The following is a 15,414-nucleotide window of genomic DNA, read 5'->3' on the forward strand; positions in this document are numbered from 1 at the left end:
GAAGGGGAGGACAGGACCGATGGCCTACGTGATCGGCATCGACGGCGGGACGGAGAGCCTGCGGGCGCATGTGTTCGACCTGGAGGGGCGGCCGCGCGGCAGCCACGCAACGCCCTACCAGACCGCGTTTCCGGAGCCGGGCCGCGCGGAGCAGAACCCGGACGACTGGTGGGCCGCGGTCGGCTCGGCCACGCAAGGAGCGCTGAAGGCGTCCGGGGTGGACGCGGGCGACGTGATCGCGATCGCGATCGACACGACGTCCTGCACGGTGGTGGCGCTCGACGGCGAGGGCCGGCCGCTGCGGCCGTCCATGATCTGGATGGACGTGCGCGCGGCGCGCGAGGCGGCGGACGTGGCGGCCTCGGGCGATCCGGCGCTCCGGATCAACGGCGGCGGCGCCGGGCCGGTGTCGGCGGAGTGGATGATCCCGAAGGCGCTGTGGCTGAAGCGGCACCAGCCGGAGGTATTCGAGCGGGCGGCGCGGATCTGCGAGTATCAGGACTATCTCAACTGGCGCTGCACGGGCCGCTGGGTCGCCTCGCTCGACAACGTGTCGATCCGCTGGCACTACCAGAGCGCCCACGGCGGCTGGCCGATCTCGCTGCTGGCGCGGATGGGGCTGGAGGCGCTGCAGGAGAAGTGGCCGCGCGAAGTGCTGGCGCCCGGCGAGATCGTCGGCGGGTTGACCCGCGAGGCGGCGGCGCACATGGGGCTCCGACCCGATACGCCGGTGGTCCAGGGCGGCGCAGACGCGTTCATCGGGATGATCGGGCTTGGGGTGACCGAGCCGGGCGAGCTGGCGCTGATCACGGGTTCGTCGCACCTGCAGTTGGGCGTCGCCGAGCGCGAGGTGCACAAGGCCGGGGTCTGGGGCACCTACCAGGGCGCGGTCTACCCGGGCAAGCCCATCCTGGAGGGCGGGCAGACCTCGACGGGGTCGGTGATCGCCTGGTTCAAGCGGAACTTCGCGCCGCATCTCTCCTACGACGAGCTCAACGCCGCGGCCGGCGCAATCCCCTTTGGAGCAGAGGGGCTGATCGTCTCAGACCATTTCCAGGGCAACCGGACGCCTCATACCGATCCGCTGGCTCGCGGCGCCATCACCGGGCTGACGCTGAGCCATACGCCGGCGCACGTCTACCGGGCTATCGTGGAGGGCGTCTGCTTCGGCACCCGTCTGATCGTCGACACCTTCGGCAGCGCCCTGCCGGCGAGCCGCGTGGTCGCAGCGGGTGGCGCGACGAACTCGCCGTTCTGGCTGCAGACGCACGCGGACACGCTGGGCGTGTCTATCCAGCTGACGGAGGTGAGCGATGCCTGCGCGCTCGGATCCGCCGTGCTGGCCGCGGCGGGCGTGAAACGCTTCGCCTCGATCGAGGAGGGAGCGCGGGCGATGGTGCGCGTGCGCACCACGATCGATCCGGATCCGCGGGCGGTCGAGGCCTACGCCCCCATCTACGCGCGCTACCGCTCGGCCTACGACGCCCTCAAGCCCCTCAGGGAGACGCATTCATGAGTTTCGGCGACAATCAGGGGCCGCTCCGGCTCTACACGACGATGCGGCGGATCCGCTCGTTCGAGGAGCGGGTGGGCGAGTTGTTCGTGCGCGGGGAAAGCGCCGGGTCGATGCTGCACCTCTCCATCGGCGAGGAGAGCGTGGCGGGCGTCTGCGCGGCCATGACGGAAGGCGACACCTTCACAACGCACCACCGCGGCCACGGCATCTTCATCGCCCGCGGGGCGGACCCGAAGCGCATGATGTCGGAGATTGCCGGCAAGGCGGACGGCTACTGCCACGGCAAGGGCGGGTCGATGCACATCGCCGACATGGGGCTCGGCCATCTCGGCGCGAACGCAATCGTCGGCGGCGGCATCCCGCACATCATCGGGGCGGGGCTCGCCTACCGCAACCGCGGCGAGGGGCGGGTTTCGGTCGCTTTCTTCGGCGACGGGGCGATGCAGCAGGGCATCCTCTACGAGAGCATGAACATGGCGGCGCTCTGGAAGCTGCCCGTGGTGTTCTGCTGCATCAACAACCAGTACGGCATGGGCACGCGCGTCGACCGTTCGGCCGGGCGGCTCGCCTTCGACGAGCGGGCGCGCGCCTTCGGGCTCGACGGCGTGGTGGTGGACGGGCTGGACGTGGAGGCGGTGAACGCCGCCGCGGCGGGGATCGTGGACGGCGCGCGCAACGGGCGGCCGGGGTTCATCTCGCTGGAGGTGTTCCGCTTCTTCGGCCATGCGCGCATGGACAAGAGCCCCTACCGCAGCGAGGAGGAGGAGAAGGCCGGGCGGGCGAAGGACCCGGTTCTCTTCACGCGTGGTTCGCTCGCCGCCCGCGGCATCGCCGACGCCGCCACGCTGGACGGCATCGATGCGGATGTCGCCGCCGAGATGGACGCGGCGCTGGAGCACGCGGTGAAGGCCGCGCCGCCGGCACTCGACATCATGTTCGACGACGTCTACGGCCCGGGCGAGCCGCGGCCGACGCCCGTCCGATCCCGCATCGCCGACATTCTTTCTGAGGCCCGCGCATGACCGCCATCGAGACCACCTACCGCGATGCCCTCCGCGAGGCGCTGGCGGACGCCATGCGCGCCGACGAGTGTGTTGTGATCATGGGCGAAGAGGTCGGGCTCTACGGCGGTGCCTACGGCGTGACGAAGAACCTGATCGCCGACTTCGGCGCGAACCGGGTGATCGACACGCCGATCTCTGAGCCGGCGATCATAGGCGCGGCCGTGGGAGCGGCGATGTCCGGGCTGAGGCCGGTGGCGGAGCTGATGTACGTGGACTTCGCCGGCATGGTGATGGACCAGCTCGCCAACCAGGCGGCCAAGATCCGCTACATGTTCGGCGGGCAGATCGGCGTGCCGATGGTGCTGCGGACGCAGGGCGGCACCGGCCGGTCGGCGGCGGCGCAGCATTCGCAGAGCCTGGAAGCCTGGATGGTGCATACGCCGGGCTTGCGGGTCGCAATGCCGGCGACGGTGAACGACGCCTACCACCTGCTCCGCCACGCGCTGACGCTGCCGGATCCCGTCGTGTTCATCGAGCACAAGGGGCTCTATACGCGCAAGGGCACGCTGGACAAGGACGCGCCCGACGCCGACTGGGGCCGCGCGGTGGTGCGCCGGCCGGGCAAGGACCTCACCATCGTCACCTACTCGCGGATGCTTTTCGAGACGCTCGCCGCGGCAGAGACGCTCGCCGCCAGCGGGCTGGAGGCGGAGGTGATCGACCTGCGCTGCCTCAACCCGATGGACGAGGAGACGATGACCGCGTCCGTGCGGCGGACCGGGCGCGCGATGGTGGTGACCGAGGCCGTGATGACCGGCGGCCTTTCCGCCGAACTCGCCGCGCGGATCCAGGAGAGCTGCTTCGACTTCCTGGAGGAGCCGGTGGTGCGGGTCGCGGGCGAGGACATCCCGATCCCGGTGTCTCCGGCGCTGGAGCGGGGCAGCATTCCCTCGGCGCAGCTGATCGCCGAGACGGCCGACTTGCTCGTGCGCCGGAGGACCCCGTCATGGGCGACCGCGTGATCGACCTGACGCTGCCGCGTCTCGGCGAGACGATGGAGCAGGGCCGGATCGTGGCCTGGCTGAAGAAGCCGGGCGATGCGATCCGCCGGGGCGAGACCGTTCTGGAGGTGGAGACCGACAAGACCGTGGTCGAGGTCCCTGCCCTGCAGGACGGCGTGCTTCTGGAGACGCTGGCGGCGCCCGACGAGATGGTGGACGTCGATGCGCCGATCGGGCGCCTGCAGGTGGCCGGCGATGCCGCCGAGGTGTCTGCGCCGGACGTCACGGTGGTGGATTTCCTGCTGCCGCGGTTGGGCGAGACGATGGAGGAGGGGCGGATCGTCGCCTGGCTGAAGAAGCCCGGCGAGCGGTTCCGGCGCGGGGAAACCATCCTGGAGGTGGAGACCGACAAGACCGTCGTCGAAGTGCCGGTTCTCCAGGACGGAATACTCGTTGAGATCCTGGCCGAGCCCGATACGCTGGTGCCAATCGACCAGCCGGTGGCCCGGATCGAAGTGGCGCGGGTCGCGGATGCGGCCGCGGTCGCGTCGGATTCGGCGGCGTCCGAATTTGCCGCCGTGGCGGATGCACCGATCGCGGCTCCGGCCGCCTTCGCCGCCGCACCCCGTCGGGAAGGCGAGCCGCTGCGGGCGAGCCCGGTGGCGCGCCGGCTCGCACGGGCCGGCGGCATCGACCTTGCTGCGCTCACCGGCACCGGGCGCCGTGGGCGGATCACCGGCGACGACGTCCGCGCGCTCCTTGCCCGGGGCACGATCATGCTCCAGGGCAACGATGCGATCGTCGAAACCTCGCAGGGACCGATCGCGGTGAAGCGCTTCGGGGCGGGTACGACCGGAACGCCGGTCGTGCTGGTGCACGGGATCTTCGGCGACGCGGATACCTGGACGGAGCTCGCGCGCCGGGTCGCGGCATCGGGCCGCCCGGTGTTCGCGCTGGACCTGCCCGGACACGGGCGCTCCGCCTCGGAGGCGAGCACGATGAAGGCGATCGCCGTGGCGGTGACGGACGCCGTGCGCGCGATCACCAGCGGGCCGGTCCGGCTCGTCGGGCACTCCATGGGCGCGGTGGCGGCGGTGCGGGCGGGGCTGGCGCTCGGCAGCGCGTTGGAGCGCCTGGTGCTGCTCGCCCCGGCGGGCCTTGGCCGCGAACTGGACCAGGGTTTCCTCGACGGGATGCTCGGGGCCCGCACGCCGGAGGCCCTCGCCCGGGAGCTCGTGAAGCTCGGCGCCGATCCGAAGGCGCTCTCGGCAAGCTGGCTTGCCGGCCAAGTCGGACGGCTGGCGGAGCGGCATGCGGTGCTCTCCGCGATCGCCTGCGCGGTCGCGGTAGAGGGCGTCCAGCAGGCCGACATCACGGGCGACCTCGCTGGGCTGACCTGCCCGATCACGGCCGTGTTCGGGCTCGCCGACACGATCGTGCCCTGGCAGCACGCGACCGCGCTGCCGGCCACAACCGCCGTTCATTTCTTCAAGGACGCCGGACACATGCCGCACTGGACGGACCCGGCGCTCGTCGCCATGTTGGCCGCTGCGTGACGACGCTGCCCGCCCTCCCGCAAACAGGACCTCTGACTTGGCATCTCTGAAGCATCTGGTGATCTTCGACTGCGACGGCGTGCTCGTCGACAGCGAGATCCTTTCGCGGCGGGCTTTCGCGGACGTGCTGCAGGCGGCCGGCGTGCCGGCGACGCCGGACATGGTGACGCCCTACACCGGCATGAAGCAGCCCGACATCCTGGCCGGCATCGCGCGGGAGACGGCGAGCGAGATCCATCCGGACGTGCCAGGCCGGCTGTGGCCAGCGATGCAGGCGCTGTTCCGCGAGGAGCTGACCGCCGTCGCGGGTGTCGCCGCCTTCCTGGAGCGGCTGGACCTGCCGCGTTGCGTGGCCTCGTCGTCCCACCCGGAACGCATCCGGGAAAGCCTTGAGATCACCGGCCTGGCGCACTTCTTCGCCGACGAGGCCGTGTTCTCGTCGCACCAGGTGAAGCACGGCAAGCCGGCGCCGGATCTGTTCCTATTCGCCGCCGCGCAGATGGGGGCGCCACCCGAGCGGTGCATCGTGATCGAGGACTCGGTCGCCGGCGTTACCGCGGCGAAGGCCGCGGGCATGCGTGTGATCGGCTTTGCGGGGGCCAGCCACGCGGACGCCACCCACCGCGCGCTGCTGGCCGCCGCGGCGCCGACCGCCTTGGTGGAAAGCTATGAGGCCGCGGTGGCGCTGCTTTCCGACTGGACGGCCGGTTGAGCCGATCAGATCAGGCGGCGCCGCAGGAAGGCGCCGGCCTGCTCGACCAGGACAACGAGGGCGAAGACCACCAGGATGATGGTGGAGGCCGTATCGTAGTCGAAAAGGTCGAAGGCGACCTTCAGCTCGACGCCGATCCCTCCGGCGCCGACGAGCCCGAGCACCACCGAGGCCCGTGTTGCCTTCTCCAGGCAGAACAGCGAGGTGGCGACGAAGGCGGGCATGGCGTCCGGCACCACGGCGGAGGCGATGAGGCCGAGCCGGCGCGCGCCGAGCGCGGTCAGCGCCTCGCGGGGGCCCTTGTCAGTCTCTTCCATCGCCTCGGCAAAGAAGCGCGCGGCAAAGCCGATCGTATCGACCATGATGGCGAGCACGCCGGCGGCCGGACCGAGCCCGACGGCGATGACGAAGAGAAGCGCCCAGACCAGATCGGGAACGGTGCGGAAGAGGGCGATCAGTCCCCGCGCGGCTACCCTGACGAGAGGGTGCGGCGACAGGCCGTCCGCCGCCAGAACGGCCAGCGGCAGACTGAGGACGAGCCCGAGCACGCAACCCGCCACCGCCATCTGGAAGGTGACCAGCAGAGAGAGAAGGATGCTGTCCAGCCGCTCGAGCGACGGCGGGATCATCCTGTCGAGGATCGAGCCCACGGCCGGGATGCCGCGCGCGAGCTTGCCGGCGTCGAGACCGGAACCGGCGAAGGCCCAGGCCAGGAATGCCATGGCGGCGACGAGGAGGACGGCCCTGCTGACCGGCGGGCGCTCGAAGCGGGCTGGCAGACCGGTCCGCAGCGTGGAAGGCGTCATGATGCGGCTCCCATCGCAACGCGCCGGAGCGGCACGACGCGTTCCGTTGCCTGCGGGCCATCGAAGAAGGCTTCAAGCAGGGCCGGATCCGTGCCGGCCGCGGGCCTGTCGAGCGCCACCCGGCCGCCGGCCAGCCCGACGACCCGGTCGGAGAAGCCGACCGCATGCTCCATGTGGTGGGAAACGAAAACGAGGCCGAGGCCCTTGTCGCGGGCGAGACGGGCGAGCAGGCCCATGATCTCCTCGCCGGCGCGGGGGTCGAGACTGGCGTCCGGTTCGTCGGCAAGCACGAGTTCAGGCCGCTGCATCAGCATGCGGGCTATGGCAACGCGCTGGGACTGGCCGCCGGAAAGGGAGCCGACTGTCTGCATCGCACGGTCGGCGAGTCCGACTGCCTCCAGGCAGGCCATCGCCTCCTCGCGGTCCACCCGACGCGCCCATGCCTGATGCCAGGTGCGGGGGCCCGATCGCCTGGCCTGGACGCCGTGGACCACGTTGGACAGGGCCGACAGGCGGGTGACGAGGTTGTGCTTCTGGAATACGAAGCCGACCCTGGAGCGAAGGCGCGACAAGGTCCGGCCGCGCGCCGCGCAGACGTCCTCGCCGAACAGCCGGATGGCCCCGGAGTCGGGTTCGACGAGGCGTACGGCCATGCGCAGGAGGGTGGACTTGCCGGTGCCGTTGGCGCCGATCAGCGCCACCGCCTCGCCTGCGGCGACCGTGAGATCCAGTCCGTCGATGACCCGCCGCCCGCCCGGGAAACTCTTGACGAGCGCCTCGACCTGCAAGGCCGGGGCCGGCTCGGCGCCAACCGCTGGCCACGTTGCAGTCGTGACCGCGGTCCGCTCCACGTCATTCACCGACGAACTCGTTGAATTCGGTGATGCCGATGGTGGTGTACATGGCGCGGACGTATTCGTAGTCGCTGTCCGTCACGGTCGGCAGGAAGACGCCGCCCATGTACTTGCGGTTGTCGTCGGTGTTCTCGACGACGGATTTCATCAGCTCGGCGCCGTGATCGAGGAAGGCCTGGCGGACCTTCGCGACAACCTCGGGCGCGACCTTGGGGCTGGCGAGCAGGAGATCGTTGGGAAGATCGGGGCCGCGCGCGATCACCTTGAGGCCGACGTCGGGCATCTTCTCGCGGATCGTCTGGAGATGCGTGAAGTTCATGCCGATGGCGCCAAGATCGCCGCGCTTGAGCGCTTCCACGGCGACGTTCCGCTTCACGAAAGCGGGCGTGTAGTCGGTATTGTAGACGAGCCCGAAGTCCTTCAGCGTCTGCGCAGGGCCGAGATGCTGCGAGGTGGAGCCAATTTCGCCGAACGAAATGGTCTTGCCCTTGAGGTCGGCGACGGACTGGATCGGCCCGTCGGCCAGGACGACGATCTGGGCGAAGTAGTCCGGTCGCTGCCAGCCGACCACCGGCTCGGCGCCGAGGCGGGAGCGGAAGACGATGTACTCGGCCGGGCCGGTCAGGACGAAATCGACCTGGTCGGCGGCCATGGCCTCCACCGCCGCCGTGCGTCCGGACACCGGGAAGAACTCGACCGCAAGGCCCGACTTTTCCTCGAAGGCGGCCTTGAACGGCCCGAACTCGCGCTGGAGCGCCTCCAGGCCGTCGACGTCGGTCACCGCGAAGCGAATGGTTTCGGCGGCGTGCGCGGGTGCCGCAATGGCGGTGGCCATCATCGCGGCGGCAGCCAGGATGCTCTTCAGCATGTGTCGGAGCCTTCTTGTGTCTGAAAAAGGTCGAGCCGTTCGCCACAGCCCAGGCCCACCGATAAGGTCATCCCTCCACGACAGGATGATTGCAGCGGCGTGACGGGTCGATTGCAGAGCGATGAAGTTTTAATGAACTCGACGTCCAGACCTCTAGATGACTTGGACGGTCGTCGATCTGTCATCTGCACGCGCTAGAGGCTCATCACTCCGGGGGCGATCTTCCGTCGACCCGACGATTCAGTCAGGTCGGAAGCTGCCCCTCGGAGAGATCGCTTCAGACAGGAGGGAGGCATGCGCCTGATCGGCGGACAGACCTTGACGGCGGGCGGCTTCGCCGAGACCGACGTGTCGACCGACGGACCGCTCGTTGCCCGCGTCGGCGAGCCGGGCGGTCACGGACCGGTGCTCGATGCCGGGGGCCTCCTGGTACTGCCCGGCATGGTCGACATCCACGGCGACGCCTTCGAGCGACAGCTGCATCCGCGCCCCGGTGTCGACTTCGACCCCGAGATCGCCCTGATCGACACCGATCGCCAGCTGGTCGCCAACGGCATCACCACCGCCTATCACGGGGTGACCTGGAGCTGGGAGCCGGGCCTGCGCGGGCGGGAAACCGCGATCGGTCTCAAGGACGCGCTCGACCGGCTGTCCGGACGGCTGGCGGCGGACACCCGCTACCACCTCCGTCACGAGATCTTCAACGTTGCCGCGGAGGACGAGATCCTTTCCTGGATCGATGCCAAGGCGGTCGGCTGCCTCGCCTTCAACGACCACATGGAGGGGACCGTGAAGGCTCGGCACCGCCCCGACAAGGTGGCGAAGATGCGCGAACGGACAGGGCTTTCCGAGGCGGCGTTCTGGGAGCTTGTCGAGCGCGTCTACGACCGGAAAAGCGAAGTGGCCGGCTCGATCGAGCGGCTTGCCCGCGCGGCGGTGGCGGCCGGCGTGCCGACCCTGTCGCACGACGACATGTCGCCCGAGATGCGCGGCTGGTTCCATGGCCTCGGAGTGCGGATCGCCGAGTTCCCCGTCAACGAGGAGACCGCCCGCGCCGCACGGGAAACGGGCGATGCGATCGTGTTCGGCGCTCCGAACGTGGTGCGCGGCGGCAGCCACACCGGGTGCCCCTCCGCCGAGGCGATGGCCGGACAGGGGCTCTGCCAGGTGCTCGCGTCCGACTACTACTACCCTGCAATGCTGCAAGCGCCATTCCGGCTGGCCGCGAACCGAACCCTGCCGCTTGAAGACGCGTGGGACCTGGTTTCCGGGGGTCCTGCGCATGTGCTCGGCCTTGCCGACCGGGGCCGCATCGCAGAAGGGCTGAGAGCCGACCTCGTCCTGGTGGATGCAGGGAATGCACGGTCCGCGCCGACGGTGGTCGCGACCATCGCAGCGGGACGGTTGGTGCACCTGGCGGACGGCGACAGGCTGCGTCCGTTCTGATGCCGGCCTCCGAGGCGGGAGATGTGGACAACCGGGTCCGGACGGCCGCACGGTTTACACGCTGTTAATCGGCGTCAGCGAGAGATGGATCATGTTCGTCTCGCGTTTGAAGTATCCGCCCATGTCTGCCGTGATGATCGGACGGGTTCGCCGTCTTGCCGTCGTGCTCCTCGCCCTCGGGTCCGCGCTCCTCACCAGCGGGTGCGGGGCCATCTACGCGGACGAGGATGCGGTGCCGACGCGCGCGGCGATGCGATACCCGCTGAAGGGCGACAACAAGCCCCACGCCGGCGTGGCGGAAGCGCATGCGCACGCCATTCACGGCATCGACGTCGCCCGCTACCAGTCCGCCGTGGACTGGACCGCGGTGAAACGGGCCGGCACGCGCTTCGCCTACATCAAGGCCACCGAGGGCGGCGACTACGTCGACCCCTATTTCCGCCGCAACTGGGAAACCGCCAAGGCGATGGGCATCCCGCGCGGGGCCTACCACTTCGTCTACTGGTGCCGGCCGGCGGGCGAACAGGCGGCCTGGTTCATCCGCAACGTGCCGCGCGACCCGGACGCCCTCCCCCCGGTGCTGGACCTGGAATGGAACAACCATTCGCGGACCTGCTCGCGCAAGGTCTCGCGGGAGGACGCCCTCGCCAAGACGCGGATCCTGCTCGCCGCCATGGAGCGGCACACCGGCAAGGTCCCGGTGATCTACACCGACATCAACTTCCACCGCGACGTGCTTGCCGGCGAGCCTTTCGACAATGCGTTCTGGCTGCGCTCCACGGCGGCCCATCCGCGGGAGCGCTACGCCAACCGGCGCTGGACCTTCTGGCAGTGGACGCAGACCGGCACGGTGCCCGGCATCCGCGGGGAGGTGGACCGAAACGTGTTCTACGGCTCCGACCGCGACTGGGCGACCTTCCTGGCGACCGGCTGCGATCCGCGCGATGCCGGACGTCTCGGCCTGCAGGGTCGGTGCCGCTCGGGCGGCAGGCCGGTGCCGCAAGCCGATCCGGCGGCGGAGATGATGATCGTGCAGGCGCCGATGCCCGTTGCCCCCGCCACCGCGGCTCTGGCGCCGATGGGGGCGATCCGTCCGCCGGCCCCCGTGTACGCTGCCGCCTACGACGAGGACGGCATCGGGGCGCTTCTCGACACGCTGCAGTACTGATCGCGGCCGAGGACGCGCCGTGCCCGGCCGATTTGCTCTCCTGCGGGAAACGGGTGGCGACCGGTCACGCGGTCCGGCAGGATCGATCGCATGACCGACATCCGTCTTCGAACCGCCGCGCCCTCCGACCGTCTTCTCCTGGAAGCCTGGGATCAGGCCCCGCATGTCGTCGAGAACGCTGGCACCGACGGGGGGATGGACTGGGCATTCGAACTGCCCAGAACCGTCGACTGGCGGGAGATCCTGATCGCCGAGGAGGACCGGCGCCCGATCGGCGTGGTGATCATCATCGATGCCGCGCGCGAGGAAAGCCACTACTGGGGCGATGCGCCGGCAGGCGTCAAGGCGATCGACATCTGGATCGGGGAGGCCGACGCGATCGGACGCGGCTTCGGGACAGAGATGATGACGGCTGCGATCGGCCGCTGTTTCGCCGATCCGGAAACCCGAGAGGTTTGGATCGATCCTTTGGAGGCGAACCACCGCGGGCGCCGGTTCTACGAGCGGCTCGGGTTCCAGGCGGTGGGGCCGCGGCGGTTCGCGGACGACGACTGCATGGTGTACCGGATCGCGCGGGCGGACTGGGAGGGGCGGCGAGGGTCGTAGGCGGTCGGGCGACGGCGGTTGACCGGCGCTGTCCGTAGAACGCAAGAACGCGCTGAGCGCACAACGCAAAAACCCCCGTGCTTTGTTTTGCACGGGGGTTTTTGTGTTTGTGTTCGGTGTATGTGAAGAGGTTTCGTGAGGTTTTCTGATCTTTGCAGGCCTGGCAGCGACCTACTCTCCCGCGTCTTGAGACGGAGTACCATCGGCGCTGGGGAGTTTCACGTCCGAGTTCGGGATGGGATCGGGTGCTTGTCTCCCCGCCATAGCCACCAGGCCGGCGAAGATCAGAAGGGGCTGGTCTTTTGGCCCGCGCGGGGTGGCGCGGGGGGAGAAGAGGGTGTGTCGGCGGAGGCTTGTTGGAGCCCCTTTCGGCACCGGGAGCGGCTTTTTGGAGCCTTTTCCGGGTTCTGGGAGCGATTCCGGCAAACGGCATGGCCGTTTGCCTCGATCGCTCGACCGACAAAGGCCTTTGGCCTTTGCGGTGGAATAAGTCTTGATAATGAGAGCGATGAAGCCGATCGAGCTATTAGTACCGGTAAGCTTCGCGCATTGCTGCGCTTCCACACCCGGCCTATCGACGTGGTGGTCTACCACGGCTCTGATAGGGAGTACTGGTTTTGAGGTTAGTTTCCCGCTTAGATGCCTTCAGCGGTTATCTAGTCCGTACTTAGCTACCCTGCTGTGCCGCTGGCGCGACAACAGGTCCACCAGAGGTACGTCCATCCCGGTCCTCTCGTACTAGGGACAGATCCTCTCAATACTCCTGCACCCACGGCAGATAGGGACCGAACTGTCTCACGACGTTCTGAACCCAACTCACGTACCACTTTAATCGGCGAACAGCCGAACCCTTGGGACCTGCTCCAGCCCCAGGATGTGATGAGTCGACATCGAGGTGCCAAACGATGCCGTCGATATGGACTCTTGGGCATCATCAGCCTGTTATCCCCGGCGTACCTTTTATCCGTTGAGCGATGGCCCGTCCACGAGGGACCACCGGATCACTATGGCCGTCTTTCGACTCTGCTCGACGTGTCAGTCTCGCAGTCAGGCAGGCTTATGCCATTGCACTCGTCGAGCGATTTCCGACCGCTCTGAGCCCACCTTCGCGCGCCTCCGTTACTCTTTGGGAGGCGACCGCCCCAGTCAAACTACCCACCACACACTGTCCCGGATCCTGCTAGAAGGACCGCGGTTAGACAGTCATGACGATAAGGGTGGTATTTCAAGGATGGCTCCATGAGAGCTGGCGCCCCCACTTCAAAGCCTACCACCTATCCTACACATGCCGACACGAATGCCAGTGTGAAGCTATAGTAAAGGTGCACGGGGTCTTTCCGTCTGACCGCAGGAACCCCGCATCTTCACGGGGAATTCAATTTCACTGAGCCTGTGCTGGAGACAGCGGGGAAGTCGTTACGCCATTCGTGCAGGTCGGAACTTACCCGACAAGGAATTTCGCTACCTTAGGACCGTTATAGTTACGGCCGCCGTTTACCGGGGCTTCAATTCGGAGCTTGCACCCCTCCTCTTAACCTTCCGGCACCGGGCAGGCGTCAGACCCTATACGTCGCCTTATCGGCTTCGCAGAGCCCTGTGTTTTTGTTAAACAGTCGCCACCCCCTAGTCTGTGCCCCCCGATCCTGGTTGCCCAAGACCGGGGCCTCCTTCTCCCGAAGTTACGGAGGCAATTTGCCGAGTTCCTTCAGCACAATTCGCTCAAACGCCTTGGTATGCTCTACCAGTCCACCTGTGTCGGTTTCGGGTACGGTCTGATGCAGGGGCTATTTCCTGGAACGCCGTCGCAGCCCCTCCAATCCGATAAGGAGGAACAACATAAGGCATCCGTCACCACCTGCTGGCTGGGGACTATTCACCCCATTCCCATCGACTACGCCTTTCGGCCTCGCCTTAGGGACCGGCTAACCCTGCGCAGATTAGCTTTACGCAGGAACCCTTGGACTTTCGGCGAGGGTGTCTCTCACACCCTTTATCGTTACTCATGTCAGCATTCTCACTTCCGATACCTCCACGGCGCCTCGCGGCTGCCGCTTCATCGGCCTACGGAACGCTCCGCTACCACTCAAGATCCGCAAGGATCTCGAATCCTAAGCTTCGGTGCACGGCTTGAGCCCCGTTACATTGTCCGCGCAGGAACCCTTGTTTAGACCAGTGAGCTGTTACGCTTTCTTTAAATGATGGCTGCTTCTAAGCCAACATCCTGGTTGTTTTGGGATTCCCACATCGTTTCACACTTAGCCGTGACTTCGGGACCTTAGCTGTAGGTCAGGGTTGTTTCCCTTTTCACGACGGACGTTAGCACCCGCCGTGTGTCTGCCGGATAGCACTCTTGAGTATTCGGAGTTTGGTTAGGTTTGGTAAGTCTGTGGGACCCCCTAGCCCATCCAGTGCTCTACCCCTCAAGGTGTTCATCCGACGCTCTACCTAAATAGATTTCGCGGAGAACCAGCTATTTCGAGGTTTGATTGGCCTTTCACCCCTAGTCACAAGTCATCCCCGACTTTTTCAACAGGCGTGGGTTCGGTCCTCCAGTGCGTGTTACCGCACCTTCAACCTGCTCATGACTAGATCACCTCGTTTCGGGTCTATTGCTACGAACTGAACGCCCTGTTCAGACTCGCTTTCGCTGCGCCTACACCTACCGGCTTAAGCTTGCTCGCAACAATAAGTCGCTGACCCATTATACAAAAGGTACGCCGTCACCCAGGACGAACCTTGGGCTCCGACTGTTTGTAGGCATCCGGTTTCAGGTGCTCTTTCACTCCCCTCGTCGGGGTGCTTTTCACCTTTCCCTCACGGTACTGGTTCGCTATCGGTCGCTGAGGAGTACTTAGGCTTGGAGGGTGGGCCCCCCATGTTCAGACAGGATTGCACGTGTCCCGCCTTACTCGAGGATCATTGAACACTTTACGCCTACGGGGCTGTCACCCGTAATGCCCGACTTTCCAGACGGTTCGGCTTTGCCTTCAATGACCACTGGCCTGGTCCGCGTTCGCTCGCCACTACTAACGGAGTCTCGGTTGATGTCCTTTCCTGCGGGTACTTAGATGTTTCACTTCCCCGCGTTCGCCTCTAACCCCCTATGGATTCAGGAGCCAGATACCTTCAATTGACAATTGGAAGTGCCAAACCAGCCCAAGGGATCGCTCCCCAAAGCCGGCCTCGCAATTCCAATCGTCGAAGGTGGGTTTCCCCATTCGGAAATCCTCGGATCAAAGCCTGTTCGCGGCTCCCCGGGGCTTATCGCAGCGTACCACGTCCTTCATCGCCTCTCAGCGCCAAGGCATCCACCAGATGCCCTTCTCACACTTGATCGCTCTCATTATCGACACTTATTCCCGAGCAAACGCCAAAGGCGTTTGTCTCGCGGCGATCGAGGCAAATCGCAAAGCGATTTGCCGGAGTCGCCCAAGAACCTCCGGACTTTCGTCCGGACGTCGACACGATCTCTTCTTCCGGCCAGACCACCAAAACTCGGCAAGGCGGCCCGGCCCTTTAAGACCAGTCAATTCACGAGGCATGTCGTCTCGACCACGGTGCGGTCAAACGCCGTGGGACCAACGAGCTCCAGCCGCCCCGGGATCGCTCCCGAACCAACCGGACCCGCCGACCCGGCCCGAACCCCCAAGGGGACCCGAACCATCGGACATGCCTTCTCTTCACGATGACAAGCGAACAGGCGCACCGGCGGGATCAACCCGACCGGTCCGCAAAACCGTTCTCTCAACCCAGATGTCTTGTCCGCCGGCCTCGTCAGCCAAACCCCTTTCCAAGGATTTGGTGGAGCCAGACGGGATCGAACCGACGACCTCATGCTTGCAAAGCACGCGCTCTCCCAACTGAGCTATGGCCCCGA

Annotated in this window: 10 protein-coding genes, 1 tRNA gene, 2 rRNA genes and 1 pseudogene; 8 read left to right on the plus strand and 6 right to left on the minus strand. The window is 66.8% G+C overall.

The genetic code is table 11. The features are described from left to right. Positions 1-19 precede the first annotated feature (19 nt). The 5 genes from HZ321_RS05645 to HZ321_RS05665 are packed head-to-tail and all read left to right on the plus strand — an operon-like array spanning position 20 to position 5,789. Positions 20-1,516: an FGGY-family carbohydrate kinase gene (locus HZ321_RS05645; RefSeq protein WP_181701019.1), complete on the plus strand. Its 1,497-nt coding sequence runs from the start codon at positions 20-22 to the stop codon at positions 1,514-1,516. Next, positions 1,513-2,538: a thiamine pyrophosphate-dependent dehydrogenase E1 component subunit alpha gene (locus tag HZ321_RS05650; RefSeq protein ID WP_244635586.1), complete on the plus strand. Its 1,026-nt coding sequence runs from the start codon at positions 1,513-1,515 to the stop codon at positions 2,536-2,538. Before HZ321_RS05645 ends, HZ321_RS05650 begins: the two co-directional genes overlap by 4 nt. Continuing rightward, a complete protein-coding gene (locus tag HZ321_RS05655) occupies positions 2,535-3,542 on the plus strand; it encodes an alpha-ketoacid dehydrogenase subunit beta (protein ID WP_181701021.1) in 1,008 nt (335 codons plus the stop codon). Before HZ321_RS05650 ends, HZ321_RS05655 begins: the two co-directional genes overlap by 4 nt. Then, the gene (locus HZ321_RS05660; RefSeq protein ID WP_181701023.1) at positions 3,527-5,077 is read left to right on the plus strand and encodes an acetoin dehydrogenase dihydrolipoyllysine-residue acetyltransferase subunit; all 1,551 of its coding nucleotides are present in this window, start codon (positions 3,527-3,529) and stop codon (positions 5,075-5,077) included. The genes HZ321_RS05655 and HZ321_RS05660 overlap by 16 nt, the downstream gene beginning before the upstream one ends. A gap of 37 nt (positions 5,078-5,114) precedes the next feature. Beyond that, the gene (locus HZ321_RS05665; protein WP_181701025.1) at positions 5,115-5,789 is read left to right on the plus strand and encodes an HAD family hydrolase; all 675 of its coding nucleotides are present in this window, start codon (positions 5,115-5,117) and stop codon (positions 5,787-5,789) included. Between the two features lie 5 nt (positions 5,790-5,794). Here the strand turns inward: HZ321_RS05665 and phnE are convergent, their stop codons facing one another. The 3 genes from phnE to HZ321_RS05680 are packed head-to-tail and all read right to left on the minus strand — an operon-like array spanning position 5,795 to position 8,317. Beyond that, positions 5,795-6,595 carry a phosphonate ABC transporter, permease protein PhnE gene (gene phnE / locus HZ321_RS05670; protein WP_181701027.1) on the minus strand — a complete coding sequence of 267 codons (801 nt, stop codon included), beginning with the start codon at positions 6,593-6,595 and terminating at the stop codon, positions 5,795-5,797. Next, on the minus strand, positions 6,592-7,455 hold the full coding sequence (locus HZ321_RS05675) for an ATP-binding cassette domain-containing protein (protein WP_181701028.1): 864 nt from the start codon (positions 7,453-7,455) through the stop codon (positions 6,592-6,594). The genes phnE and HZ321_RS05675 overlap by 4 nt, the downstream gene beginning before the upstream one ends. Next, complete coding sequence (locus HZ321_RS05680; protein ID WP_181701030.1) at positions 7,448-8,317, minus strand: phosphate/phosphite/phosphonate ABC transporter substrate-binding protein; 870 nt, start codon at positions 8,315-8,317, stop codon at positions 7,448-7,450. Before HZ321_RS05680 ends, HZ321_RS05675 begins: the two co-directional genes overlap by 8 nt. A 294-nt stretch (positions 8,318-8,611) precedes the next feature. Between HZ321_RS05680 and HZ321_RS05685 the strand changes: the two genes are divergently transcribed. The 3 genes and pseudogenes from HZ321_RS05685 to HZ321_RS05695 all read left to right on the plus strand — a co-directional run bounded on the left by HZ321_RS05685 (position 8,612) and on the right by HZ321_RS05695 (position 11,537). Continuing rightward, complete coding sequence (locus HZ321_RS05685; RefSeq protein ID WP_181701033.1) at positions 8,612-9,763, plus strand: alpha-D-ribose 1-methylphosphonate 5-triphosphate diphosphatase; 1,152 nt, start codon at positions 8,612-8,614, stop codon at positions 9,761-9,763. A 121-nt stretch (positions 9,764-9,884) separates the two neighbouring features. After that, positions 9,885-10,739: pseudogene (locus HZ321_RS05690) on the plus strand (glycoside hydrolase family 25 protein); the annotation flags it as partial. A gap of 282 nt (positions 10,740-11,021) precedes the next feature. Then, positions 11,022-11,537 carry a GNAT family N-acetyltransferase gene (locus HZ321_RS05695; protein ID WP_181701035.1) on the plus strand — a complete coding sequence of 172 codons (516 nt, stop codon included), beginning with the start codon at positions 11,022-11,024 and terminating at the stop codon, positions 11,535-11,537. Between the two features lie 158 nt (positions 11,538-11,695). Here HZ321_RS05695 and rrf read toward each other — a convergent pair. The 3 genes from rrf to HZ321_RS05710 form a co-directional block, all read right to left on the minus strand. Beyond that, positions 11,696-11,811 (minus strand): 5S ribosomal RNA (gene rrf / locus HZ321_RS05700). Positions 11,812-12,042: 231 nt separating this feature from the next. Further along, a 23S ribosomal RNA gene (locus tag HZ321_RS05705) occupies positions 12,043-14,873 on the minus strand. A gap of 463 nt (positions 14,874-15,336) precedes the next feature. Next, positions 15,337-15,412 (minus strand) — tRNA-Ala (locus HZ321_RS05710). Between the last annotated feature and the right edge of the window lie 2 nt (positions 15,413-15,414).

Source organism: Chthonobacter albigriseus (genome assembly GCF_013839445.1).
Lineage (GTDB): Bacteria > Pseudomonadota > Alphaproteobacteria > Rhizobiales > Pleomorphomonadaceae > Chthonobacter > Chthonobacter albigriseus.